Annotated in this window: 21 protein-coding genes; 7 read left to right on the top strand and 14 right to left on the bottom strand. The window is 69.8% G+C overall.

The genetic code is table 11. The features are described 5' to 3' along the window. Positions 1-70: 70 nt before the first annotated feature. Positions 71-2,248 (bottom strand): malate synthase G, encoded by a 2,178-nt coding sequence (locus ACFOJE_RS07055; protein ID WP_377813595.1) that lies wholly within the window; start codon positions 2,246-2,248, stop codon positions 71-73. A gap of 300 nt (positions 2,249-2,548) precedes the next feature. Here ACFOJE_RS07055 and ACFOJE_RS07050 point away from each other — a divergent pair, with 300 nt between their 5' ends. Beyond that, positions 2,549-3,070 (top strand): glycine cleavage system protein R, encoded by a 522-nt coding sequence (locus ACFOJE_RS07050; RefSeq protein WP_377813593.1) that lies wholly within the window; start codon positions 2,549-2,551, stop codon positions 3,068-3,070. Between the two features lie 223 nt (positions 3,071-3,293). Here ACFOJE_RS07050 and rarD read toward each other — a convergent pair whose 3' ends face one another. From rarD to ACFOJE_RS07010, 8 genes are all read right to left on the bottom strand, one after another. Continuing rightward, positions 3,294-4,181, bottom strand: coding sequence for an EamA family transporter RarD (gene rarD, locus ACFOJE_RS07045; protein ID WP_377813591.1), 888 nt, complete (start codon positions 4,179-4,181; stop codon positions 3,294-3,296). Positions 4,182-4,258: 77 nt separating this feature from the next. Then, positions 4,259-4,606, bottom strand: a complete 348-nt coding sequence (locus ACFOJE_RS07040) for a copper-binding protein (RefSeq protein ID WP_377813589.1) — start codon at positions 4,604-4,606, stop codon at positions 4,259-4,261. Continuing rightward, on the bottom strand, positions 4,524-7,757 hold the full coding sequence (locus ACFOJE_RS07035) for an efflux RND transporter permease subunit (protein ID WP_377813588.1): 3,234 nt from the start codon (positions 7,755-7,757) through the stop codon (positions 4,524-4,526). Before ACFOJE_RS07035 ends, ACFOJE_RS07040 begins: the two co-directional genes overlap by 83 nt. Next, complete coding sequence (locus tag ACFOJE_RS07030) at positions 7,754-9,307, bottom strand: efflux RND transporter periplasmic adaptor subunit (RefSeq protein WP_377813587.1); 1,554 nt, start codon at positions 9,305-9,307, stop codon at positions 7,754-7,756. The genes ACFOJE_RS07035 and ACFOJE_RS07030 overlap by 4 nt, the downstream gene beginning before the upstream one ends. Beyond that, complete coding sequence (locus ACFOJE_RS07025; RefSeq protein WP_377813586.1) at positions 9,304-10,557, bottom strand: TolC family protein; 1,254 nt, start codon at positions 10,555-10,557, stop codon at positions 9,304-9,306. Before ACFOJE_RS07025 ends, ACFOJE_RS07030 begins: the two co-directional genes overlap by 4 nt. A 98-nt stretch (positions 10,558-10,655) precedes the next feature. After that, positions 10,656-11,012 (bottom strand): hypothetical protein, encoded by a 357-nt coding sequence (locus ACFOJE_RS07020; protein WP_377813584.1) that lies wholly within the window; start codon positions 11,010-11,012, stop codon positions 10,656-10,658. A gap of 51 nt (positions 11,013-11,063) precedes the next feature. After that, positions 11,064-12,038 (bottom strand): serine/threonine protein kinase, encoded by a 975-nt coding sequence (locus ACFOJE_RS07015; protein WP_377813582.1) that lies wholly within the window; start codon positions 12,036-12,038, stop codon positions 11,064-11,066. A gap of 87 nt (positions 12,039-12,125) precedes the next feature. After that, the gene (locus ACFOJE_RS07010; RefSeq protein ID WP_377813581.1) at positions 12,126-12,863 is read right to left on the bottom strand and encodes a ComF family protein; all 738 of its coding nucleotides are present in this window, start codon (positions 12,861-12,863) and stop codon (positions 12,126-12,128) included. Between the two features lie 113 nt (positions 12,864-12,976). Between ACFOJE_RS07010 and bioB the strand changes: the two genes are divergently transcribed. The 5 genes from bioB to bioD all read left to right on the top strand — a co-directional run bounded on the left by bioB (position 12,977) and on the right by bioD (position 17,685). Then, a complete protein-coding gene (gene bioB, locus ACFOJE_RS07005) occupies positions 12,977-14,032 on the top strand; it encodes a biotin synthase BioB (protein WP_377813579.1) in 1,056 nt (351 codons plus the stop codon). A 101-nt stretch (positions 14,033-14,133) separates the two neighbouring features. After that, entirely contained in the window at positions 14,134-15,309 is a 1,176-nt protein-coding gene (bioF, locus tag ACFOJE_RS07000) for an 8-amino-7-oxononanoate synthase (RefSeq protein WP_377813578.1), read from the top strand. Then, entirely contained in the window at positions 15,302-16,027 is a 726-nt protein-coding gene (locus ACFOJE_RS06995; protein WP_377813577.1) for an alpha/beta fold hydrolase, read from the top strand. Before bioF ends, ACFOJE_RS06995 begins: the two co-directional genes overlap by 8 nt. After that, a complete protein-coding gene (gene bioC, locus ACFOJE_RS06990; protein WP_377813576.1) occupies positions 16,020-16,814 on the top strand; it encodes a malonyl-ACP O-methyltransferase BioC in 795 nt (264 codons plus the stop codon). Before ACFOJE_RS06995 ends, bioC begins: the two co-directional genes overlap by 8 nt. Before the next feature lie 181 nt (positions 16,815-16,995). Next, on the top strand, positions 16,996-17,685 hold the full coding sequence (gene bioD / locus ACFOJE_RS06985; protein WP_377813575.1) for a dethiobiotin synthase: 690 nt from the start codon (positions 16,996-16,998) through the stop codon (positions 17,683-17,685). Here the strand turns inward: bioD and ACFOJE_RS06980 are convergent. Then, a complete protein-coding gene (locus ACFOJE_RS06980; protein WP_377813574.1) occupies positions 17,675-18,844 on the bottom strand; it encodes a zinc-dependent alcohol dehydrogenase in 1,170 nt (389 codons plus the stop codon). The two genes, bioD and ACFOJE_RS06980, sit on opposite strands and share 11 nt — an antisense overlap. Continuing rightward, positions 18,844-19,644: an SRPBCC family protein gene (locus tag ACFOJE_RS06975; RefSeq protein WP_377813572.1), complete on the bottom strand. Its 801-nt coding sequence runs from the start codon at positions 19,642-19,644 to the stop codon at positions 18,844-18,846. The genes ACFOJE_RS06980 and ACFOJE_RS06975 overlap by 1 nt, the downstream gene beginning before the upstream one ends. Positions 19,645-19,925: 281 nt before the next feature. Here ACFOJE_RS06975 and ACFOJE_RS06970 point away from each other — a divergent pair, with 281 nt between their 5' ends. Then, the gene (locus tag ACFOJE_RS06970; protein WP_377813571.1) at positions 19,926-21,731 is read left to right on the top strand and encodes an acyl-CoA dehydrogenase C-terminal domain-containing protein; all 1,806 of its coding nucleotides are present in this window, start codon (positions 19,926-19,928) and stop codon (positions 21,729-21,731) included. A gap of 152 nt (positions 21,732-21,883) precedes the next feature. Here the strand turns inward: ACFOJE_RS06970 and ahpC are convergent, their stop codons facing one another. The 3 genes from ahpC to glnL form a co-directional block, all read right to left on the bottom strand. Next, the gene (ahpC, locus tag ACFOJE_RS06965; RefSeq protein ID WP_377813569.1) at positions 21,884-22,447 is read right to left on the bottom strand and encodes an alkyl hydroperoxide reductase subunit C; all 564 of its coding nucleotides are present in this window, start codon (positions 22,445-22,447) and stop codon (positions 21,884-21,886) included. A gap of 235 nt (positions 22,448-22,682) precedes the next feature. Then, positions 22,683-24,119: a nitrogen regulation protein NR(I) gene (ntrC, locus tag ACFOJE_RS06960; RefSeq protein ID WP_377813568.1), complete on the bottom strand. Its 1,437-nt coding sequence runs from the start codon at positions 24,117-24,119 to the stop codon at positions 22,683-22,685. Continuing rightward, entirely contained in the window at positions 24,116-25,201 is a 1,086-nt protein-coding gene (gene glnL / locus ACFOJE_RS06955) for a nitrogen regulation protein NR(II) (protein ID WP_377813567.1), read from the bottom strand. Before glnL ends, ntrC begins: the two co-directional genes overlap by 4 nt. Positions 25,202-25,353: the final 152 nt, after the last annotated feature.

Genomic DNA, 25,353 nt, shown 5'->3' with positions numbered 1-25,353 from the left:
GGACCTAAGTCTAGGCGGGATATGGAAATAAAAACGCCCCGACTGGCGGGGCGTCTGCTACCGGCTGAGCTTACAGGCCGTTCTTGGCCTTGAACTCGCGACGGCGACGGTGCAGCACCGGCTCGGTGTAGCCGTTGGGCTGCTTGGTGCCTTCGAGGCACAGCTCGAGGGCCGCCTGGAAGGCGATGTTGTCGTCGAAGTTCGGTGCCATCGGACGGTACAGCGGGTCCTTGGCATTCTGGCGGTCCACCACCAGGGCCATGCGCTTGAAGGTCTCGAGCACCTGCTCCTTGCTGCACACACCGTGGCGCAGCCAGTTGGCGATGTGCTGGCTGGAGATGCGCAGGGTGGCGCGGTCTTCCATCAGGCCGATGTCGTTGATGTCCGGCACCTTGGAGCAGCCGACGCCCTGGTCGATCCAGCGCACCACGTAACCGAGGATGCCCTGGGCGTTGTTGTCCAGCTCCTGCTGGATCTCCTCGGCCGACCAGTTGGCGTTCGGCGCCAGCGGGATGGTCAGGATGTCGTCCAGCGAAGCGCGCTCGCGCTTGGCCAGCTCCTGCTGGCGGGCGAACACGTCGACCTTGTGGTAGTGCAGGGCGTGCAGGACGGCGGCGGTCGGCGACGGCACCCAGGCGGTGTTGGCGCCGGCCAGCGGGTGGACGATCTTCTGCTCGAGCATGCCGGCCATCAGGTCCGGCATGGCCCACATGCCCTTGCCGATCTGCGCGCGACCGGACAGGCCGCAGGCCAGGCCGACGTCGACGTTCCAGTTCTCGTAGGCCTTGATCCAGGCGGCGTTCTTCATCTCGCCCTTGCGGATCATCGGGCCGGCTTCCATGGAGGTGTGCAGCTCGTCGCCGGTGCGGTCGAGGAAGCCGGTGTTGATGAACACCACGCGCTCGCGGGCGGCCTTGATGCACGCCTTGAGGTTGACGGTGGTACGGCGCTCCTCGTCCATGATGCCGACCTTCAGGGTGTTGCGCGGCAGGCTCAGGACTTCTTCGATGCGGCCGAACAGCTCGTTGGTGAAGGCGGCTTCTTCCGGACCGTGCATCTTCGGCTTGACGATGTACACGGAGCCGGTGCGGCTGTTCTTGCGGCTGGTGTTGCCCTTGAGGTTGTGGATGGCGATCAGGCTGGTGACCAGACCGTCCATGATGCCTTCCGGCACTTCGTAGCCGTCCTGGTCGAGGATGGCGTCGTTGGTCATCAGGTGGCCGACGTTGCGCACGAACAGCAGGGAACGGCCGTGCAGCGACAGGGTGCCGCCGCCCACCGCGGTGTACTCGCGGTCCGGGTTCATGGTGCGGGTGAAGGTGCTGCCGCCCTTGGCGACCTGCTCGGCCAGATCGCCCTTCATCAGGCCCAGCCAGTTCTTGTAGGCGACGACCTTGTCGTCGGCGTCGACCGCGGCGACCGAGTCCTCGCAGTCCATGATGGTGGTCAGGGCGGCTTCCATCAGCACGTCCTTCACCCCGGCGGCGTCGGTCTTGCCGATCAGGCTGTCGCGGTCGATCTGGATCTCGAAGTGGTTGCCGTTGTGCTTGAGCAGCACGGCCTTCGGCGCGGCTGCCTCGCCCTGGAAGCCGATCAGCTGGGCCGGGTTCTGCAGGCCGGTGGTGCCGCCGCTCTTCAGGCTGACGACCAGCTTGCCGCCGTCGATGGCGTAGCCGGTGGCGTCGACGTGGCTGGCGCCGGCCAGCGGTGCGGCCTCGTCAAGGAAGGCGCGGGCGAAGGCGATGACCTTGGCGCCGCGCACCGGGTTGTAGCCGGTGCCTTTCTCGGCGCCGCCTTCTTCCGGCAGGGCGTCGGTGCCGTACAGGGCGTCGTACAGCGAGCCCCAGCGGGCGTTGGCGGCGTTCAGGGCGAAGCGCGCGTTCATGATCGGCACCACCAGCTGCGGGCCGGCCATGCGGGCGATCTCGTCGTCCACGTTCTCGGTGGTGGCGTGGAAGTCCTCGACCTCCGGCAGCAGGTAGCCGATTTCCTGCAGGAAGGCCTTGTAGGCGGCGGCGTCGTGCGGCTTGGCGGCATGGGACTGGTGCCAGTTGTCGATTCGTGCCTGCAGATCGTCGCGCTTGGCCAGCAGGGCGCGGTTCTTCGGCCCCAGCTCATGGATGATGGCGGAGGCGCCAGCCCAGAAGGCCAGGGCGTCGACACCGGTGCCGGGGATGGCTTCGTCGTTGACGAAGTCGTACAGGACTTTGGCGACCTGCAGGCCACCGACTTGAACGCGCTCGGTCATTATTTGCCTCTTTTTCTGTGTGCTCTGGATAGCGCTTCGGACGGGGGGAACGGTCCTTTGTAGTCCGATGCGCGACATACTACATAAATTCTGCAACAAGGTCCCAGCCTAAGACAAAAGTTGCTGGCCGGGATGCGGATCGGCGCCCGCCAGGGCCGCCGAACTGTCGCACAAAAGTGTCCGATTCTGAACGGCGAGTCAGGAGTTCGTCGCGCCCCCGGCGTTCGCCCGGCGAGCGCCTATACTCCACCTCCTGAACGCAAGCCCCTCGGGACGGCCCCGCATTGGAGGGAGTCGAGCATGGATCATCTGGTATTGACCGTCATTGCTCCGGATCAGCCGGGGCTGGTGGAGAAACTCGCGCAGTGCGTCGCCGAGCACGGCGGCAACTGGCTGGAGAGCCGCATGTCGCGCATGGCCGGACAGTTCGCCGGGATCGTCCGGGTCGACGTGCCCGCCGAGGCCCATGGCGAACTCGGCAGCGCCCTCGAGGCGCTGGAGAGCCAGGGCATCCGCCTGCTGCTGGCGCCGAGCGGCGCCGAGCCGGAGCCCGAATGGCGGCCGATCCTGCTCGATGTGGTCGGCAACGACCGCCCCGGCATCGTTCGCGACATCACCCGCCTGCTGGCCGAGCATGGCGTCAACCTGGAGAGCCTGGACACCGAGGTGGTGCCGGCGCCGATGAGCAGCGAGCCGCTGTTCCACGCCCAGGCGGAACTCGCCGTGCCCCTCGACCTGGATCTGGACGTGCTGCAGGAGCGCCTGGAAAACCTCGCCGACGAGCTGATGGTGGAGCTCAACCTGCGCAGCGAGGAAACCTGAAGCGAGTATCCACGGATCGCGTGCACAGCGCTGTGGATAACCTGGGGAGCCCGACGGGCGCCGCAGAGCGGCCGCGGCTTGGCGAAAATTGCTCGAAAAATGAACAGCTTGGCGGCTTTGTGCACACAGGGGGTGAATGCCTCTGTGGATAAGCTTGGGAGCATCCGCTGCAGCCCGTATGGTACGGGCGCTCCAGAAGATTGATCAGAAAACGTACAGCCTTTCAGCGGCTTCTGCGCAGATTCAGCCAGATATCCACACTGTAGATCGCCAGGCCGATCCAGATGCACAGGAAGGCCAGCAGCCGGTCCGCCTCCAGGGGCTCGCCGTAGACGAACATCGCCAGCAGCAGCACCAGGGTCGGCGCGATGTACTGCAGGAAGCCAAGGGTGGCGTAGGGCAGGTGGCGGGCGGCGGCGTTGAAGCAGAGCAGCGGGGTCAGGGTGACGGGGCCGGTGCCGATCAGCCAGAGCAGCATACTGCCGCTCCACCCGGCGCTTCCGGCGTCCGTCGCCTGCGGGCCGAACAGCAGCCAGGCGAGGGCCAGCGGCGCCAGCAGCCAGGTTTCCACCACCAGGCCGGGCAGGGCGGCGACCGGCGCCTTCTTGCGGATCAGCCCGTAGAAGCCGAAGGTCAGCGGCAGCACCAGCGAGACCCACGGCAGGCTACCTGCCTGCCAGACCTGCTGCAGCACGCCCAGGGCGGCGCAGCCCACCGCCAGCCACTGCAGCGGACGCAGGCGTTCGCCGAGCAGCAGCAGGCCGAGCAGCACGTTGAGCAGCGGGTTGATGTAGTAGCCCAGGCTGGCCTCGAGCATGCGCCCGTTGTTCACCGCCCAGACGTAGAGCAGCCAGTTGCTGGCGATCAGCAGCCCGCTGCCGGCGAGCACGGCGAGGCGCCGGGGATGCTCGCGCAGCTCCCGCCACCAGCCCGGATGCCGCCAGAACTGCAGCAGCAAAAGGCCGCACAGCGCCGACCAGAGAACCCGGTGAACCAGGATCTGCGGCGCGGGAACGGCGGCGAGCAGCTTGAAGTAGAGGGGGAACAGGCCCCAGATGACGTAGGCGCTGAGGCCCAGCAGATACCCGCGGCGCGGATCGGCGGCGTGCATGAGGCTTCCTTGGTCGTCGAGCAGGGCGGCGCATTCTAGACGGCCGCCCCGCGCTTGTCCCGCCGCCGGCCAGCCGCTCAGGGCGCCGGGCGGATGGAGAGGATGCGGGCGTTCATGCCCTCGGCGTGGAACTCGAACTCGACCCGGTCGCCGACCTTCAGGCCCTGGAGCTGTTCCGGCGTCGCCGCGAAGTCCATGGTCATCGCCGGCCAGTGCAGGCTCGGCACCGCGCCGTGGGCGAGGGTGACGCGGCCCTTGACGGTGTCGATGGCCCTGACCGTGCCGCTGGCCCTGGCGCTCGGCGCCGCCTCGGCGGCCGGCCCGGCGTGCGTCCCGGGCCGCTCAGGGGACATGGACATCGGTTCGGCGGCCAGTGCGGTCTGGCCGAGGATCAGCGTCAGGCTGGCGATCAGCATGGGTTTCATCGGGGTTCTCCTTCGGTGGGGATATCGTTGCGGGGCGCGGGCGGCGCATCAGCCGGTAGGCGGCGGGCAGCACGAACAGCGACAGCAGGGGCGCGCTGAGCATGCCGCCGACCATGGGCGCGGCGATCCGGCGCATGATCTCGCTGCCGGTGCCGCTGCCCCAGAGGATCGGCAGCAGGCCGGCGACGATCACCGTCACCGTCATCGCCTTGGGCCGCACCCGCTGCACCGCGCCCTCGTGGATGGCCGCCAGCAGATCGCCGTCGCCGTTGCGCCCGGCCACCTGGTGCGCGTGCCAGGCCTGGCGCAGGTAGAGCAGCATGATCACGCCGAACTCGGCCGCCACCCCGGCCAGGGCGATGAAGCCGACGCCCGCGGCCACCGAGAAGTCGAAGCCCAGCAGGTAGAGGAACCAGACCCCGCCGGTGAGGGCGAAGGGTAGGGTGAGCATGATCAGCAGGGCCTCGTCGGCGCGCTGGAAGGTCAGGTAGAGCAGGACGAAGATGATCAGCAGGGTCGCCGGCACCACCACCTTGAGGCGCGCGTTGGCGCGTTCGAGGTATTCGAACTGGCCGGAGTAGCTGAGGCTCATGCCGGCCGGCAGGCGCACCCGCTCATCGACCGCGTGGCGCAGGTCGGCCACCACCGAGGCGATGTCGCGGCCGCGCACGTCGATGTAGACCCAGCCGTTGAGCCGGGCGTTCTCGCTCTTGAGCATCGGCGGGCCGTCCTCGACGCGGATTCGCGCGACGCTGCCCAGGGTGATCTGGCTGCCCAGCGGGGTGAGGATCGGCAACTGCGCCAGGGCTTCGGGCGAGTCGCGCCACTCGCGCGGATAGCGCACGTTGATCGGATAGCGCGCCAGCCCTTCCACCGTCTCGCCGATCTTCTCCCCGCCGATGGCGCCGGCGACGATGGCCTGCACGTCGGCGATGTTCAGGCCGAAGCGCGCCGCGGCCCGGCGGTCGATGTCGACGTCCAGGTAGCGGCCGCCGGTCAGGCGCTCGGCCAGTGCCGAGCCGACCCCGGGCACGCTCCGCGCCAGCGCCTCCACCTCGCGGGCGACCAGCTCGATCTCGGCCAGGTCGCTGCCGGCCACCTTGACCCCGAGCGGGCTCTTGATGCCGGTGGCGAGCATGTCCAGGCGGTTGCGGATCGGCGGGATCCAGATGTTGGTCAGGCCCGGCACCCGCACCACCCGGTCCAGCTCATCCACCAGCTTCTCCGCGGTCATGCCGGGGCGCCACTGCTCGCGCGGCTTGAACTGGATGGTGGTCTCGAACATCTCCAGCGGCGCCGGGTCGGTGGCGCTGTCGGCGCGCCCGGCCTTGCCGAAGACGTGCGCCACCTCGGGCACGCTCCTGATCAGTCGGTCGCTCTGCTGCAGCAGCTGCGCGGCCTTCTGCGCCGAGAGCCCGGGCAGGGCGGAGGGCATGTAGAGCAGGTCGCCCTCGTCCATCGCCGGCAGGAACTCGCCGCCCAGGCGCCCGATCGGCCAGAGCGTGCTGGCCAGGACCAGCAGGGAGGCCGCCAGGGTCAGCCTGGGGTGGCGCAGCACCGCCTCCAGGGCCGGCTCGTAGAGGCGGATCAGCCAGCGGTTCAGCGGGTTGCGCCGCTCGTCCGGCAGGCGTCCGCGGATCCAGTAGCCCATCAGCACCGGCACCAGGGTCACCGACAGCCCGGCGGCGGCGGCCATGGCGTAGCTCTTGGTGAAGGCCAGCGGGGCGAACAGCCGACCCTCCTGGGCCTGCAGGGTGAACACCGGGACGAACGACAGGGTGACGATCAGCAGGCAGAAGAACAGCGCCGGGCCGACTTCCTGGGCCGCCTCGGCCATCACCCGCCAGTGCTCCTCGCCCGCCAGCTCGCGGCCCGGATGCCGGTGGCGCCAGGCCTCGGCCTTCTTGTGGGCGTTCTCGATCATCACCACCGCGGCGTCGACCATGGCGCCGATGGCGATGGCGATGCCGCTGAGGGACATGATGTTGGCGTTGATGCCCTGCGCTCGCATGGCGGCGAAGGCGATCAGCACGCCGATAGGCAGCGAGACGATGGCCACCAGGGAGGAGCGCAGGTGCCAGAGGAACAGGGCGCAGACCAGGGCGACGACGAGGAATTCCTCGATCAGCTTGTGTTCGAGGTTGTCCACGGCCCGGTCGATGAGCTGGCTGCGGTCGTAGGTGGTGACGATCTCCACCCCGGCCGGCAGGCTCTTCTTCAGCGTTTCCAGCCGGGCGTGCAGGGCCGCCAGGGTTTCCCGGGCGTTCTTGCCGCTGCGCAGGATCACCACGCCGCCGACCGCCTCGCCCTCGCCGTCCAGCTCGGCGATACCGCGGCGCATCTCCGGGCCGAGCTGGATGTCCGCCACCTCGCCGAGGGTCACCGGCACGCCGCCCTCGCCCAGGCGCAGCGGGATGGCGCGGAAGTCGTCGAGGCTGGCGAGGTAGCCGGAGGCGCGCACCATGAACTCGGTCTCGGCCATCTCCACCACGGCGCCGCCGACTTCCTGGTTGGCCTTGCCGATGGCGTCCGTCACCTGCGCCTGGGTGATCCCCAGGCTGGCCATGCGGATCGGGTCGAGCTGGACCTGGTACTGGCGGACCATGCCGCCGATGCTCGCCACCTCGGCGACGTTGGGCAGGGTCTTCAGTTCGTACTTGAGGAACCAGTCCTGCAGCGAGCGCAGCTGCGCCAGGTCGTGGCGGCCGCTGCGGTCGACCAGGGCATACTGGTAGATCCAGCCGAGGCCGGTGGCGTCCGGCCCCAGGGAGGAGCGGGCGGCGGCCGGCAGGCGGCTCTGCACCTGGCTCAGGTACTCCAGCACCCGCGAGCGCGCCCAGTAGAGGTCGGTGCCGTCCTCGAACAGCACGTAGACGTAGCTGTCGCCGAAGAAGGAGTAGCCGCGCACCGTCTGCGCCCCGGGCACCGAGAGCATGGTGGTGGTCAGCGGATAGGTGACCTGGTTCTCGACGATCTGCGGCGCCTGCCCCGGGTAGCTGGTGCGCACGATCACCTGCACGTCGGAGAGGTCCGGCAGCGCGTCGATCGGCGTGCTGCGCAGCGCCCAGATGCCGGCGGCGGTGACGAACAGGCTGGCCAGCAGCACCAGGAAGCGGTTGCCCAGCGACCAGCGGATCAGGGCGGCGATCATGGCCGGTCCTCCCGCTCGATACGGCGGATCTGCAGGCCGCCGTCGGTCTCGGCGACGGCGAAGCGCACGGCGTCGTTCTTCTTCAGCCCCTGCAGCAGCGCCGGGTCGGCGGCCTCGAAGGTCATGGTCATGCCGGGCATGCCGAGGGTCGGGAAGGGACCGTGGGCGATGGTCGCGGCGTTGCCCTCCAGAGCCAGGATGCGGCCCCGGGATTCGTGCAGGGCGGCGTGGTCCTGGCCGCCGTGGTCGTGCGCCGGATGCTCGCGTTCGTCCGCGGGGACGGCGGGCGCGGGCGTGTGTCCGCGCTCATGCCCCGCGGGGGCGGGTTCGGCCGGGAGGACTATGCCTTTCAGGCTGGCCTCGGAGTCGAGCAGGAACTGGCCGGAGGCGACCACCTGCTGGCCTTCCTCCAGCCCCTGCAGGACGGCGATGCGGCCGTCGCCCTCCCGGCCCAGGCGGACTTCCACCGGACGGTAGCGGCCGCCGGGCTCGGCGAGCATCACCAGGGCGCGCTTGCCGGTGCGGATCACCGCCTCGCTCGGCACCTGCAGCACCGGCTCGCCGCCAGAGGCGAACTGCGCGTAGGCGGTCAGGCCCGGGTGCAGACGGCCGTCGCGGTTGGGCAGCTCGATGCGCACGCGCAGGGTGCGGGTGGCCGCGTCGGCGGCCGGCAGCACCGCGGCCACGCTGCCTTCCAGGCTCTCTCCCGGCAGCGCCGGCAGGCGCGCGGCGACCTTCTGGCCGGCGCGGATCTCCCCGCCCTGGGCCTCCGGCACCGCCACTTCCAGCCAGACCGTGTCCAGGCCGTTGATCCGCGCGAGCGGGGCGCCGGCGGCCAGGGTCATGCCCTCGCGCACGTTCAGCTCGTCCAGGGCGCCGCCGATCGGACTGACGACGGTCTGCACCGGCCGTACCTCGCCGCCGCGCTCGACCTGGCGGATCAGCTCGGCCGGCATTCCGGCCACCCGCAGGCGTCGGCGCGCGGCCTCCAGCAGCTCGGCGTTGCCGCTGCGGCGCAGGGCGAGGAATTCCTCCTGCAGCGCGGTCCATTCGGGAACCAGCAGGTCCGCCAGAGGCGCGCCCTTCGGCAGCACGTCGCCGGGGGCGCGCCGGTAGACGCGCTCGACGAAGCCGCCGGCGCGGGTCTGCACCAGCGCCACGTCGCGGCCGTTGAACTGCAGCACGCCGGCCGCCTCCAGGCTGCTCGCCAGCGTGCCGCGGGTCACGCTCGCCAGGCGCAGGCCGAGGTTCTGCGCCACTCCGGCGTCGATGCTGACCGCCGCGGGGCCGTCGCCGGCCTCGTCGGCGTAGCGCGGCACCAGTTCCATGTCCATGTAGGGCGACTTGCCCGGCTTGTCGAAGTGTTGCTGTGGCATCATCGGGTCGTACCAGTACAGTACCCGGCGCTGCGCCGGACGGGACTCGGCAGCCGTTCCGGCGGCCGGCTGCGGGGCGGCCTGGCGCGACTGCGCCAGCCAGTAGCCGCCGGTCGTGCCAACGGCGGCGGCGAAGGCGGCGATCAGCGCGCCGGTCACGAGAGTGCGTTTCATAGGCTGTCCCCATAGGCGAAATGCAGGCGGGCGCCGGCGATCGCCTCGAGGCCCTCCAGATCGATCTGTTTCAGGCGGGCTTCGAGGAGTTCACGGCGCGCCGCCAGCACGTCGTTCAGGCCGCCCTTGCCGCTGCGGTAGCCGGCCATGCTCAGCTCCACCTTCTCCCGCGCCAGCGGCAGCAGGCTGTCCTGGTAGCGCTGGCGGGCGCGGCTCAGGCGCTGCTGCTCGGCCAGGTCGAAGGCCAGCAGCTCGGCGTGCTCGCGCTCCATGGCTTCGCGCTCGGCCTGCAGCTGGTCGTATTCGGCGTGGCGGGCGGCGATGGTCGGGTTCTGGCGCGAGCCGGGGAACACCGGCAGGTCGACGGTCAGCTTGAGGTTGACCATGTCGCCGAACTGCTGGCCGCGGCGCAGGTAGTCGACTTCCCAGCTCCAGTCGGGCCGCTTCTGCGCGACCGCTTCGTCGATGCGGGCCTTGGCTTCGTCGAGCTTGGGGCCGTAGGCCAGCAGCTCGGGATGGCTCTGCAGATGGCCGCTGTAGGTGTGTGGGTCCGCCCGCCAGGCCGGCAGATGGCCGTCCAGGGGCTCGTCCGCCGCCGCGCCGATCCAGCGCCGCAGCGAGGCGCGGGCCTGGGCGCGCTGCTGCTCCAGCTCGTCGCGCCGCTCGGCCAGCAGCGCGGCTTCCTGGCGCGGCGCCACGGCGTCCGCCGCCTGGCCCTGACCGCCGGCGATCTGTGCCTTGACGGTCCGGTCCAGCAGGCGGTTCTCCGCCAGCAGTTCGTCGAACAGGGCCAGCTTGCGCTCGACGGTATGGGCGGCGATCCAGGCCTGGGCGGTCTGCGCGCGCACCTTGAGCAGCTCGACGTGGCGCTCCGCCGCGGCCCGGTCAATGCCGGCGCTGGCGGCCTCGGCGCGGGCGCGGCGCTTGGCGCGGTTGGGCACTTCCTGCATCAGGCCGTACATCTGCATGGTCATGGAGTCGTCGGTCAGACTCCAGCGGTTCTGCTTCTCGATGGGCAGGCTCTGCACGCCGAGCACCAGCTTGGGATCGGGCAGGGCGTCCGCCGGGATGGCGGCGTTGCGGGCGGCCTCGACCCTGGCTGACTGGGCCTGTAGCGACGGCGCCTCGCTCGCGGCCAGGCGCAGGGCGTCGTCGAGGGTCAGGGCGAGGGCGGCGCTCGGGCCGGCCAGCACGCACGCCGCGAGGAGGGCCGCCAGCGGCCGACCTGCGGGAATTCGCGGGGAAATCATGGTCACGCTTCCTGTGAGTCCGGCGCGCCCGCGCACGGGCACGCGCATGCCGTTCCGCGCCGCGGGGGGCGGGGAACGCGTTCAGCTCGGGACAGGAATCAGCCGCGCGGCGGGCGCCAGACGTCGGCGTTGGCGGCGGAGGGCAGGAAGGCCGGGACGAAGCCCGGTTGCGGCGGCAGGGGGGCGACCACCGGCGGCTTGAGCACGGCGACCTGCAGGAGGCTGCCGACCTTGCAGACGTGGCCGTCGTCGCAGAGCCCGCCCTTGTGCGGGGCGGGGTGATCGTTCTCGGCAACGTGCTCGTGGCAATCCATGTCCATGGCGGCCATCGCGCTCGCCCCGTGCGCCTGCATCAGCGGACAGGCTTGCGCCGGCAGCCCGCCGCCCGCCATCCCGTACAGGGGCAGCGCGAGGCTGAGCAGGAACAGCAGGCAAATGCGCAGACGACGTTTCATGGGAGTCAGTCTAACCCTGCCGCGGCGGGCGGACAATCGGCTCGCGAGACCTCAGAACAGCCGCAGCGGCTCCTCGTCCAGCGCCGCCAGCTGCTCGCGCAGGGTGAGGATCTGTTCGCCCCAGTAACGCTCGCTGCCGAACCAGGGGAAGCTCTGGGGGAACGCCGGGTCGTCCCAGCGCCGTGCCAGCCAGGCGCTGTAGTGGATCAGGCGCAGGGCGCGCAGGCCCTCGATCAGCGCTAGCTGGCGCGGGTCGAAGTCGTGGAACTCGCGGTAGCCGTCCATCAGTTCGGCGAGCTGGGCCAGGCGTTCCTGGCGGTCGCCGGCGAGCATCATCCACAGGTCCTGCACCGCCGGGCCCATGCGGCAGTCGTCCAGGTCGACGATGTGGAAGACCTCGTCGCGGCACAGCAGGTTGCCCGGATGGCAGTCGCCGTGGATGCGGATCGCCCGGTACGGCGTGGCGGCGAACAGGGCGTCGAGCCGGCGCAGTAGGTCGCGTGCCACCGATTCGTAGGCCGGCAGCAGGCTTTTCGGCACGAAGCCGCCGTCGAGCAGGGTGGCCAGGGAGTCGTGGCCGAAGCCGGCCACCGTCAGTGCCTCGCGGTGCAGGAACGGCCGGCTGGCGCCCACCGCGTGCAGTCGGCCGAGCAGGCCGCCGAGGCGGTACAGCTGGTCCAGGTCGCCCGGCTCCGGCGCCCGGCCGCCGCGGCGGGGGAAGAGGGCGAAGCGGAAGCCGGCGTGCTCGAACAGGGTCTCGCCAGCCTGCGACAGCGGCGCCACCACCGGCACCTCGTGCTCGGACAGCTCCAGGGTGAAGGCGTGTTCCTCGCGGATCGCCGCATCGCTCCAGCGCTGTGGCCGGTAGAACTTGGCGATCAGGGGCTCGCCGCCCTCGATGCCGACCTGGTAGACGCGGTTCTCGTAGCTGTTCAGCGCCAGCACGCGGGCGTCGCTGAGGTGGCCGAGGCTCTCGACGGCATCCAGCACCAGATCGGGGGTAAGGGTATCGAAGGGGTGAGACATGGGCGACTCCATTGAGCGGGTCGGACAGTCTAGCGGAGAGCTGGGTCTGATTAGACCGCGCAGTGGCGGGATTTCGCCTGACGAGGCTCAGCCTTCGCCCGGCTTCGGCGTGCGTGCCAGGCAGTAGACGTCCACCCGCGCCGCGCCGGCCCGGCGCAGCAGGCGGGCGAGGGCCTCGGCGGTGGCGCCGGTGGTCAGCACGTCGTCCACCAGGGCCAGGTGCCGGCCCGCTACCCGCGGCGGCTCGGCGAGGGCGAAAGCCCGGCGCAGGTTGCGCCGGCGCGCGTCCGCGTCCAACTGCTGCTGGGCCGGGGTGTCCAGCGGGCGTCGCAGCAGCTCTTCGTCCACCGGTAGGCGCAGCGGGCTGGCCAGCCAGCGGGCGAGCATGGCCGCCTGGTTGAAGCCGCGCCGGCGCAGGCGTCCGTCGGCCAGGGGCACCGGCAGCAGGCAGTCCGGGCGCGGCAGGCCCTCGGCGAAGGCGTGCTGCAGATGGCCGGCGAGCAGCTCGCCGAGCAGGTGTCCCAGCGGCCACTTGGCCTGATGCTTGAAGCGGGTGATCAGCGTGTCGACGGGAAAGGCGTAGCGCCAGGGCGCCTCCACCCGGGCGAAGGCCGGCGGGTGCTTCTGGCAGGAGCCGCAGATCAGCCCGGCGGCGGGCAGCGGCAGGGCGCAGATCGCGCAGTGCGGGCCGAGCCAGGGCAGTTCGGTCTCGCAGGAAGGGCACAGGGGCAGGCGGGACTCGGCTCGCTCATCGCAGAGCAGGCAGAATTGCTCGCTTTTTAACCAGTTGTAAACCTGCCGAATGAGTCCGGGTTGACAGCGCATCGGGCTTCCCTAACATATGGCTAACATCCGTTGTCGCGCCACTCTAGCAGGCTGCGACCCACTCCAGCAGCCGAGCCGCCCGGCATTTCCGGGCCATCCGCAAGGAAGACTCCATGAGCGCCACCACCGCCACCGCCCTGCGCCACGACTGGACCCTCGCCGAGGTCCGGGCCCTGTTCGAACTGCCGTTCAACGACCTGCTGTTCCAGGCGCAGACGGTGCACCGCCAGCACTTCGACCCCAACCGCGTGCAGGTCTCGACCCTGCTGTCGATCAAGACCGGCGCCTGTCCGGAGGACTGCAAGTACTGCCCGCAGTCCGGCCACTACAACACCGGCCTGGACAAGGAAAAGCTGATGGAGGTGGAGAAGGTCCTCAAGGCCGCCGCCGAGGCCAAGGCCATCGGCTCCACCCGCTTCTGCATGGGCGCGGCCTGGAAGCACCCGACCGCCAAGGACATGCCCTACGTGCTGCAGATGGTCCAGGGGGTCAAGGCCCTGGGCCTGGAAACCTGCATGACCCTCGGCACCCTGAGCCGCGAGCAGACCCAGGCGCTGGCCGAGGCCGGCCTCGACTACTACAACCACAACCTGGACACCTCGCCGGAGTTCTACGGCAACATCATCACCACCCGCACCTACGCCGAGCGCCTGGAAACCCTGGCCCACGTGCGCGAGGCGGGGATGAAGATCTGCTCCGGCGGCATCCTCGGCATGGGCGAGTCCCTCGACGACCGCGCCGGCCTGCTGATCCAGCTGGCCAACCTGCCGGAGCACCCGGAGAGCGTGCCGATCAACATGCTGGTCAAGGTCGAGGGCACCCCGCTGGAGAACGCCGAGGAGGTCGACCCCTTCGACTTCATCCGCACCCTGGCGGTGGCGCGCATCCTGATGCCGAAATCCCACGTGCGCCTGTCCGCCGGCCGCCAGCAGATGAACGACCAGATGCAGGCCCTGGCCTTCTTCGCCGGCGCCAACTCGATCTTCTACGGCGAGAAGCTGCTGACCACCGGCAACCCGGAGGCGGAGCGCGACATGCGCCTGTTCCAGCGCCTGGGCATCAAGCCCGAGGAGCGCGAGGAGCACGCCGACGAGGTGCACCAGGCGGCCATCGAGCAGGCCCTGGCCGAACAGCGCGACGCCAAGCTGTTCTACAACGCCGCCGTCTGACCCTCCGCCTGTGGGAGCGGATTCATCCGCGATCGTCGGCACATGCCGGATCGCCGATGGGGCCGCTCCTGGCCCCCTCCCTTGCCTGGTGACGAGCCACGATGTCCTTCGATCTCGCTTCCCGCCTCGCGGCACGCCGCGCCGAGCACCTCTACCGCCACCGTCCGCTGCTGGAGAGCCCGCAGGGGCCGGAGGTGGTGGTCGACGGCACGCCGCTGCTGGCCTTCTGTTCCAACGACTACCTCGGCCTGGCCAGCCACCCCGAGGTGATCCGCGCCCTGCAACAGGGGGCGGAGAAGTGGGGCGTCGGTGGCGGCGCCTCGCACCTGGTCATCGGTCACAGCACGCCGCACCACGAGCTCGAAGAGGCGCTGGCCGAATTCACCGGCCGGCCGCGGGCGCTGCTGTTCTCCACCGGCTACATGGCCAACCTGGCGGCGGTGACGGCGCTGGTGGGGCAGGGCGACGCGGTGCTGGAAGACCGCCTCAACCATGCCTCCCTGCTCGACGCCGGGCTGCTCTCCGGGGCGCGCTTCTCGCGCTACCTGCACAACGACCCGGCGAGCCTGGCCGGCCGGCTGGACAAGGCCGAGGGCAACACCCTGGTGGTCACCGACGGGGTGTTCAGCATGGACGGCGACCTGGCCGACCTGCCGGCGCTCTGCGCACAGGCGAAGCGGAAGGGCGCCTGGGTGATGGTCGACGACGCCCACGGCTTCGGCCCGCTGGGCGCGCACGGCGGCGGCATCGTCGAGCACTACGGCCTGGGGCTGGACGAGGTGCCGGTGCTGGTTGGCACCCTGGGCAAGGCCTTCGGCACCGCCGGGGCCTTCGTCGCCGGCAGCGAGGAGCTGATCGAGACTTTGATCCAGTTCGCCCGTCCCTACATCTACACCACCAGCCAGCCGCCGGCGGTGGCCTGCGCGACGCTCAGGAGCCTGCAGCTGCTGCGCACCGAGGACTGGCGCCGCGAGCATCTGAACAATCTGATCGCCCGCTTCCGCCGGGGCGCCGCCGAGATCGGCCTGACCCTGATGGACAGTCCGACGCCGATCCAGCCTATTCTGATCGGTGACAGCGAACGCGCCCTGCGCCTCTCCGCTCTGCTCAAGGCGCGCGGTATCCTGGTCGGCGCCATCCGCCCGCCGACCGTGCCCGCCGGCAGCGCGCGGCTGCGGGTGACCTTCTCCGCCGCCCACAGCGAGGCGCAGCTCGAGCGCCTGCTGCAAGCCCTGGCCGAATGCTGGCCGACAGTCATGGAGGATAGCCATGCGTGAGTCCCTGATTCTCCTGCCCGGCTGGGGCATGGGCCCGGCCGCTCTGCAGCCGCTGGCCCTGGCCCTCGGCGAGCACGACCTGAGCGTCGAGCTGGCCGAGCTGCCGGCGTTGACCCTGAACGATCCCGAAGCCTGGCTGGACGAGCTGGACGCGCGTCTGCCGCACGACTGCTGGTTCGGCGGCTGGTCGCTCGGCGGCATGCTCGCCGTCGCCCTGGCGGCGCGGCGCGGCGCGCGCTGCCGCGGCGTCGTGACCCTGGCCAGCAACGCCTGCTGCGTCGCCCGCGAGGACTGGCCGCAGGCCATGCCGGTGGAGACCTTCGCTGCCTTCCGCGACGGCTTCGCCAGAAGCGACATCGCCACCCTGAAACGCTTCACCCTGCTCTGCGCCCAGGGCTGCGGCGACGCCCGCGGGCAGGCGCGCCAGCTCGGCCAGGGCGTGCCGGCGCTGGACCCGGCGCAGCTGATGGCCGGCCTCGACGTGCTCGCCGCGCTGGACAACCGCGCCGCCCTGGCCGGCTTCGCCGGTCCGCAGCTGCACCTGCTGGCCGAGCTGGACGCCGTGGTGCCGGCCGAAGCCGCCGAGCGGCTGCTGGCGCTGCTGCCGGCCGGCGAGGTCGACGTGATCGAGCAGACCGGCCACGCCTTCGTCCTCGAACAGCCCGAGGCGCTGGCGGCGATGATCGCCGAGTTCATCCGCGAGGCCGGCGATGTCTGAACTGCCGGACAAGCGCCAGGTCGCCGCCTCCTTCTCCCGCGCCGCGGCCAGCTACGACGGCGTGGCTGAGTTGCAGCGGGCGGTCGGCGGCGAGCTGCTGGCGCGTCTGCCGGCCGATCTGGCGCCGCGGCGCTGGCTCGATCTGGGCTGCGGCACCGGACATTTCAGCCGGGCGCTGGCCGGGCGCTTCCCGGCCGCCTGCGGGCTGGCCGTGGACATCGCCGAGGGCATGCTCCGCCACGCGCGGCCGCTGGGCGGCGCCCGCCAGTTCGTCGCCGGCGACGCGGAATGCCTGCCGCTGCGCGACGGCTGCTGCGAGCTGGTCTTCTCCAGCCTGGCCCTGCAGTGGTGCGCCGACTTCGCTGCGGTGCTGGCCGAGGCCCGGCGCGTGCTGGCGCCGGGCGGCGTGCTGGCCTTCAGCAGCCTGTGCGTCGGCACCCTGCAGGAGCTGCGCGACAGCTGGCAGGCGGTGGATGGATTCACCCACGTCAACCGCTTCCGCCGTTTCGAGGACTACCAGGCGCTGTGCGCCGCCAGCGGCCTGGAGCCGCTGGAACTGAGCCGGCAGATGCGGGTGCTGCACTACCCCGACCTGCGCCTGCTGACCCGCGAACTCAAGGCCCTCGGCGCGCACAATCTCAACCCGGGGCGCCCCGGCGGCCTGACCGGCCGCGCGCGCATCCAGGCGCTGATCGGGGCCTACGAACGCTTCCGCGAGCCCGCAGGACTGCCGGCCACCTACCAGGTGATCTACGGCGTGCTGCGCCGTCCCGTTTCCGGCGGATGACGGCGCCGCTCCGTCCATCATGAGCCTGTAGGAGCGAATTCATTCGCGATGCTCTTGTACTGCCGGGATCGCAGATGAATCTGCTCCCACGCAAGGGGGCGTGTATGAGCGGATTCATCCCCGATAACCCTGGTGCCGCCTGGCGCGCAGGGCTACCCATTCGACCCGAGAGGAGCCTGTCGTGACTGCCGCCTTCTTCATCGCCGGGACCGACACCGATGTCGGCAAGACCACCGTCGCCTGCGGCCTGCTGCACGCGGCGCGCGGGCACGGGCTGTCCACCGCCGCGATCAAGCCGGTGGCCTCCGGCTGCCAGCGGACCGCCGCGGGGCTGCGCAACGGCGATGCCCTGGCCCTGCTCGGCGAGTGTTCGCCGGCGCTGGCCTATGCCGAGGTCAACCCGTTCGCCTTCGAGCCGGCCATCGCCCCGCACCTGGCGGCGCGGGAGGCGGGCGTGAGCCTCGCGGTGGCGGATCTGTTGCCGCCGGCGCGCAAGGTGCTGGCGCGGCGGGCCGACTTCACTCTGGTAGAGGGTGCCGGCGGCTGGCGCGTGCCGCTGTCCGGCGGGGAGAGCCTGTCCGACCTGGCCGTGGCCCTCGGCCTGCCGGTGATCCTGGTGGTCGGCGTGCGTCTCGGCTGCATCAACCACGCCCTGCTGACGGCCGAGGCCATCGCCCGCGACGGCCTGCCGCTGGCCGGCTGGGTGGCCAACCTGATCGACCCGCACACCTCGCGGCTCGCCGACAACCTCGCCACCCTCGCCGAGCGCCTGCCGGCACCCTGCCTGGGGCAGGTTCCGCGCCTGAGCGAAGCCGCACCAGCGGCGGTGGCGGCGCATCTGGATCTCGCGCCCCTGGGCCTCAGGGCATGAACACCACGCGCAGGCATTCCTGCTCCTTGTTCTTGAACAGGCGGTAGCCTTCCGGGCCCTGTTCCAGGCTCATCGGGTGGGTCAGCAGGTAGCCCGGGTCCAGCTCCCCGGCTTGGATGTGCTGGAACAGCCGCTCGACGTAGCGCTGGCCGGGCTGCATCCCCGAGCGCAGGGTCAGCGACTTGTTGAAGATCGCGCCCATGGGGAACTTGTCCAGCAGGCCGCCGAACTGTCCGAGCACCGATACCGTGCCGTTCTTCCGGCAGCAGTAGATGGCCTGGCGCAGGGCCTCGCCGCGCTCGCTGTGCAGGCGCAGCTGCTGCTTGGCCTTGTCGTAGGCGTACTCGATGCCGGTGCCGTGGGCCTCCAGGCCGACGCACTCGATGCAGCGGTCCGGGCCGCGCCCGCCGGTCAGTTCGAGCAGGGCCGCGTGCACGTCGGTGGTCTCGTAGTTGATCGGGATGGCGCCGGCCTTGTGCTCGGCCGCGGCCAGGCGGTCGGCGAAGCGGTCGATGGCGAACACCTGCTCGGCGCCGAGCAGGTAGGCGCTCTTGATCGCCATCTGGCCGACGGCGCCACAACCCCACACCGCCACGCTGTCGCCGAGGCGGATGTCGGCCTGGTCGGCGCCGAAGAAGCCGGTCGGCACGGCGTCGGAGACGAACACCGCCTGCTCGTCGCCGACCCCTTCCGGCACCTTGAACAGGTTGGTCTCGGCGTAGGGCACGCGCACGTAGGTGGCATGGCTGCCGGCGTAGCCGCCGAAGGCGTGGCCGGCGCCGAACAGGCCGTTGCAGGTGTAGCCGTAGGCCAGTTCGGTCTGCGGGCTGTCCGGGTTGGAGTTGTCGCAGCAGTTGAAACTGCCGGCCTTGCAGTAGCTGCACTGGCCGCAGCCGAGGCTGGGGATGGCCACCACCCGGTCGCCCCGGGCCAGGCCCCTGACTGCCGGGCCGGTCTCCACCACCTCGCCAAGGAATTCGTGGCCGATGATGTCGCCGGCGTGCATGGTCGGCACGTAGCCGTCGAGCAGGTGCAGGTCCGAGCCGCACACCGAGGACATGATCACCTTGAGGATCGCATCCCGCGGATTGACGATGGACGGATCGGGGACCGTTTCCACCCGCAGGACGTGGGGCGCTTGCCAGGTCAGGGCACGCATCACTGGCGTCCTCCCAGGTCGGGACGGCCCGGCTCGGCCGGCGCCGGCATGACCGGCGGGCGCTGCGCACCGCCGCTGCGGCCGCTGGCGATCTCCCCGGTTTCCATCAGTTGCTTGAGGCGGCGCAGGTCCTGCAGGGTCTTGAACGCCGGCAGGCGGTCGAGCAGCCCGCCGAGGGCGTGGCCGAGGCCGCCGGCCGGCGGCTCGTAGGCGATCAGCGCCTGGATCTCGGTGCTCCGGCCGTCCGGCGCGTTCCGGAAGGTCACCCAGCCGCGGTTGCGCAGCGGCGCGTCCGCTTCCGACTCCCAGGCCAGGCGCTCGCCGGGGACGTCCTCGGTGAGCCGGCTGGTCCACTCCAGCGTCCGGCCCAGCGGCAGCCGGGCCAGCCAGCGCGAGCGGTCGCCGCTCAGCACCTCGACCCGTTCGATGCAGGTCATGAAGGTCGGCAGGTTGCTGAAGTCGCGCCAGTAGCGGTACAGCTCTTCCCGCGGGCGGTCGATGGTGATGCTCCGCGCCACGGCCCGCGCGCTGCGCCAGTGGCTGTCCTCGATCAGCTGCTCCTCCAGGGGGCTGGGCCGCATGGCCGCCTTCAGCCGGCTGCGGCCGCTCAGTCCGCGCGCGAGGGCCAGTCCGCCGAGCAGCACCTGCAGCCAGCCGCCTAGGCCGCCGCGGTGCAGGCCGTTGCCGAGCAGCAGCCCGCCGCCGGCCAGGGAGGCGGCCCGCTCCAGTCCCTGGATGTCGGGCTGGTTCAGGCGCTCCGCGGGAATGCGTTGGGATGCGAGTGGGGGATTGCAGTTCATGGAGCCTCCCGGGCAGTCGAGTCCTTTTAAGCTGACTGCCTGCCGGGACGGTCGTTCCACTGGCGGGGATAAAGCGCCGTGCCTGCGGGAAACAGCTTCCTGTGGCCGCCTGGGCGCTCGCCGGCGGGCGGGGAGGTCCGCCGTCCTTGCGTGCCGGTCCGCCGCGTTCGGCGAAGGTGGGCGCCTTGCGTCCCGCGTCGCTGCGGTCGATGCTGTAAGAAAGGCCCGCTTCGATGGCCAGGGTCGCTGGAGTTCCCGGATCAACCCGCCGAGGTACCGCTATGCCCGACTACAAGGCCCCCCTGCGCGATCTGCGCTTCGTGCGCGAAGAACTGCTCGGCTACGCCGCCCACTACCAAAGCCTGCCGGCCTGCCGGGATGCCACGCCGGACGTGGTCGAGGCCATCCTGGAGGAGGGTGCGCGCTTCTGCGAGGAGGTGCTCGCCCCGCTCAACCGGGTGGGCGACCGCGAGGGCTGCCGCTGGAGCGAGGCCGGGGTGACGACCCCGAGCGGTTTCCGCGAGGCCTACCGGCGCTACGTCGAGGGCGGCTGGTCGAGTCTGGCCCATGCCCCGGAATACGGCGGCCAGGGCCTGCCGGAATCCCTGGGGATGGCCGTGACCGAGATGGTCGGCAGCGCCAACTGGGCCTGGGGCATGTACCCGGGGCTGTCCCAGGGGGCGATGAACACCCTGTCTGCCCACGGCACGGCCGAGCAGAAGGCCACCTATCTGACCCGCCTGATCAGCGGCGAATGGACCGGCACCATGTGTCTCACCGAACCGCACTGCGGCACCGACCTGGGCCTCCTGCGCACCCGCGCCGAGCCGCGGGACGACGGCAGCTACCGGATCAGCGGCAGCAAGATGTTCATCTCCGCCGGCGAGCACGATCTGGCGGAGAACATCGTGCACATCGTCCTCGCCCGCCTGCCCGACGCGCCGCCCGGCACCCGGGGCATCTCGCTGTTCATCGTGCCCAAGTTCCTGCCCGGCGAGGGCGGCGGGCTCGGCCGGCGCAACGGGGTGCGCTGCGGCTCCATCGAGGAGAAGATGGGCATCCACGGCAACGCCACCTGCGTGCTGAACTTCGACGACGCTACCGGCTTCCTGATCGGCCCGCCGCACAAGGGGCTCGCCTGCATGTTCACCTTCATGAACACCGCGCGCCTGGGCACCGCGCTGCAGGGCCTGGCCCATGCCGAGGCGGCCTTCCAGGGCGCCGTCCGCTACGCCCGCGAGCGCCTGCAGATGCGCGCCCTGAGCGGACCCAAGGCGCCCGAGCTGCCGGCCGACCCGATCATCGTCCATCCCGACGTGAGGCGCCTGCTGCTGACCATCAAGGCCTTCGCCGAAGGCAACCGGGCGCTGCTGTATTTTGCCGCCCAGCAGGTGGACATCGCCCGCTACGGCGAGGACGAGCAGCAGAGGCAGACGGCGGAGGCGCTGCTGGCCTTCCTCACGCCGATCGCCAAGGCGTTCATGACCGAGACCGGCTTCGAAGCGGCCAGCCACGGCCTGCAGGTCTTCGGCGGACACGGCTACATTCGCGAGTGGGGCATGGAGCAGAACCTGCGCGACAGTCGCATCGCCATGCTCTACGAGGGCACCACCGGGGTGCAGGCGCTCGACCTGCTCGGGCGCAAGGTGCTGATGACCCAGGGCGAGGCGCTCAAGGGCTTCACCCGGATCGTGCACCGCTTCTGCCAGGCTCACCGGGCGAACGCGGCGCTCAGGGAGTTCGTCGAGCCGTTGGCGCAGCTGAACCGGGAGTGGGGCGAACTGACCCTGCAGATCGGCATGAAGGCTCTGCAGGACCGCGAGGAGGTCGGCGCCGCGGCGGTGGATTACCTGATGTACTCGGGCTATGCCTGCCTGGCCTACTTCTGGGCCGACATGGCGCGGCTGGCCGCCGAGAAGCTGGCCGCCGGCAGCGGGGAGGCGGCCTTCTACCGGGCCAAGCTGCAGACCGCGCGCTTCTATTACGCCCGCGTCCTGCCGCGCACCCGCGGCCATGTGGCGGCCATGCTCTCCGGCGCCGGCAACCTGATGGAGATGGCGGCGGAGGAGTTCGACCTTGGGGCTTGAGGGGCGACAATCCCGGTACAGAGCCGGGGGCCCGGTTTCGGGCGAGCGGATCGGTGAAATGCGGGCAAAAAAACGCCCGGGCGGATGAGGCCCGGGCGCTCTGGCGCTAGACAGGGCTGGGGTTCAGCTGCCCAGCGCCGGGGACGGCATGATCAGATCTTGCCGACCAGGTCCAGGGACGGGGTCAGAGTGGCTTCGCCTTCCTTCCACTTGGCCGGGCAGACTTCGCCCGGGTGGGCGGCGACGTACTGGGCAGCCTTGACCTTGCGCAGCAGCTCGTTGGCGTCGCGGCCGATGTTGCCGGCGTTCAGCTCGACGACCTGGATCTTGCCGTTCGGGTCGATGACGAAGGTGCCGCGCTCGGCCAGACCGGCTTCCTCGATCAGCACTTCGAAGTTGCGGGAGATCTGCAGGGTCGGGTCGCCAACCATCACGTACTGGATTTTCTTGACGGTTTCGGAGCTGTCGTGCCAGGCCTTGTGAGTGAAGTGAGTGTCGGTGGAGACGGCGTAGATCTCGACGCCCAGCTTCTGGAATTCGGCGTAGTTGTCGGCCAGGTCGCCCAGTTCGGTCGGGCAGATGAAGGTGAAGTCGGCCGGATAGAAGAAGAACACGGACCACTTGCCCTTCAGGTCGGCATCGCTGACCTCGACGAACTTGCCGTTGTGGAAGGCGGTGGCTTTGAACGGCTTGACTTCGGTATTGATCAGAGACATCTGCTAACTCCTTTTGGGGGTTGGGATAAGACTGGAGCGATGCTACTCGCTCTCCATTCCAATCTATAATTGATTGAGGGCATGGATTCGATAGTCCGTCTCAATCATCGGGTTTCGATGGGCCCGACCGCCTTATATGCGGTCCGATCCTCACGATACAACCCTTGGATGTCGGAAAGTTTTTTTCAGGCGGGAGGGGCCGGCCGAGAGTCCCGGCCCCTGGGCGGGTGCGGATTCAGCCTTCCTCGCTCTCGTCCTCGTCGTTGCCGCCGACGTTCATGCCCAGCTCCTTGATCTTGCGCGTCAGGGTGTTGCGTCCCCAGCCGAGCAGGATGGCGGCATCGCGGCGACGCCCGGCGGTGTGCTTGAGCACGCTCTCGATCATGACCCGTTCGAAGGCTGGGACCGCGGTGTCCAGCAGGTTCGACTGGCCGCGGGCCAGCGCCTGGTCGGCCCACAGGCGCAGGGCCTGTTCCCAATTGCTGACCGGTGCGTTGTCCTGGGCCTGGCTGAGCAGCTCCGGCGGCAGGTCGTCGACCAACACCTCACGGCCGGAAGCCATCACGGTGATCCAGCGGCAGGTGTTCTCCAGCTGGCGCACGTTGCCCGGCCAGGGCAGATTGCGCAGGTATTCCTCGGTTTCCGGCTTGAGCGTCTTGGGCTCCACCGCCAGCTCCTGGGCCGCGCGGTTGAGGAAGTGGCGGGCGAGGGCGGGGATGTCCTCGCGCCGATCGGACAGGCGCGGAATGTGGATGCGGATGACGTTGAGGCGGTGGAACAGGTCCTCGCGGAACTTGCCGGCCTGCACCAGGTTTTCCAGGTTCTGGTGGGTGGCGGCGATGATCCGCACGTCCACCTTGACCGGCGTGTGCCCGCCGACCCGGTAGAACTCGCCGTCGGCTAGTACGCGCAGCAGACGGGTCTGGGTGTCCGCCGGCATGTCGCCGATCTCGTCGAGGAACAGGGTGCCGCCGTCGGCCTGCTCGAAGCGCCCGCGCCGCTGCGCGGCGGCGCCGGTGAAGGCACCCTTCTCGTGGCCGAACAGTTCGGACTCCATCAGATCCTTGGGAATCGCCGCCATGTTCAGCGCGATGAACGGCGCCGCCGCCCGCGGGCTGTGGCGATGCAGCGCGTGGGCGACCAGCTCCTTGCCGGTGCCCGATTCGCCGTTGATCAGCACGGTGATGTTGGAGTGCGAGAGGCGGCCGATGGCGCGGAACACCTCCTGCATCGCCGGCGCCTCGCCGATGATTTCCGGCGTCCTCGACTCGGCGGCCGGGACCTCGAGGTTCTGCTGCTCGCGGGCGTGCAGGTTGGCGCGCTTGATCAGCGACACTGCTTCGTCGACGTCGAAAGGCTTGGGCAGGTATTCGAAGGCACCGCCCTGATAGGACGCCACCGCGCTGTCCAGATCGGAATGCGCGGTCATGATGATCACCGGCAGGCGCGGGCAGCGCTCGCGGATCTGCGCCAGCAGATCGAGGCCGCTGGTGCCGGGCATGCGGATATCGGAAATGATCACGTCCGGCTGCTGGCGGGACAGACGGCTGAGCACGCCGTCGGCGCTGTCGAAACTCTGGGTGGTCATGCCTTCCTGCTGCAGGGCCTTTTCCAGCACCCAGCGGATGGAACGGTCGTCGTCGACGATCCAGACGTTTTCGCTTCGATTCATGAAGAAGCAGCTCCTGACTCCAGCGGCAGGAAGATCGAGAAGGCGGTGTGGCCGGGATGGCTCTCGCACTCGATCAGGCCCTGGTGCTGGCTGATGATGGTTTGGGTAATGGCCAGCCCCAGGCCGGTACCGTCCGGGCGACCGCTGACCATGGGATAGAACATGGTTTCCTGCAGGTCGGCGGGAATGCCGGGGCCGTTGTCGATGATTTCCAGCTTGCACACCAGACGATGCCGGGTGTGCCCGATGGTGAACTGGCGGATGGTCCGGGTACGCAGGGTGATGCGGCCGAGTCGCTGGTCGTTCTGGCCGTTCAGCGCCTGCATGGCGTTACGCACGATGTTGAGCACCGCCTGGATCATCTGTTCGCGGTCGATGAGCAATTCGGGAATGCTGGGGTCGTAGTCTCGCACCAAAATGATGCGTCCCTCGCTTTCCGCATCGACCAGATTGCAGACCCGCTCCACCACCTCGTGGATGTTGGTCATGGACAGGGAGGGCAGCTTGTTGGAGCCGAGCATGCGATCCACCAGATTGCGCAGGCGATCCGCCTCTTCGATGATCACATTGGTGTAATCCTTCAGCGACTCGTCCGGCAGCTCGCGGGACAGCAGCTGCGCCGCGCCGCGGATGCCGCCGAGGGGATTCTTGATTTCGTGGGCCAGTCCGCGCACCAGCAGCTTGGTGGTCTCCTGCTTGGACAGCTGGGCCTCTTCCTTGGTGATCCGCATCAGGCGGTCGCGCGGGTGAACCTCCAGCAGCAGCAGGGTTTCGCCGCGGTTGATGATCGGCGTCACCGCATAGTCGACCGTCAGGGACTGGCCGGCCAGGGAGGTCAGCTGGGCCTCGCGTTTGGTGAAGGGATGTGCATGCGCCACCGCGTGGCGCAGGGAGGTGAGGGCCTCGGGCGACTCGGTGAAGAGTTCGCTGATGAATTGCCCGTGACTGCGTTGGCCGCTGACCGCCAGCAACATTTCCGCTGCCGGGTTCATGTACTCGAGGCGCAGCTCGCCGTCGAGCAGGATGGTCGCGGTGGTGAGATTGTCCAGCAGCAGTCGGTGCAGGGCGTCGTTGCTAGTCATGATTGGCGTTCTACCCAGGGCTCCGGCGTTGGGCAGTAAAATGCAAGAAATAAACCACGTTTCCAAAGCGGCGCATTTTTCTGCTCCGCTCTAACAGGGTAGCCCGATGATATGGCGGTGTGTGTCCCATTATGGAACCGATAATGGGAATG

Origin of the sequence: Azotobacter bryophylli, from assembly GCF_042643485.1 — a bacterium.
Classification (GTDB): domain Bacteria; phylum Pseudomonadota; class Gammaproteobacteria; order Pseudomonadales; family Pseudomonadaceae; genus Azotobacter; species Azotobacter bryophylli.
The sequence above is the reverse complement of the archived record's forward strand: the minus strand, read 5'-3'. Positions and strand labels throughout refer to the sequence as shown.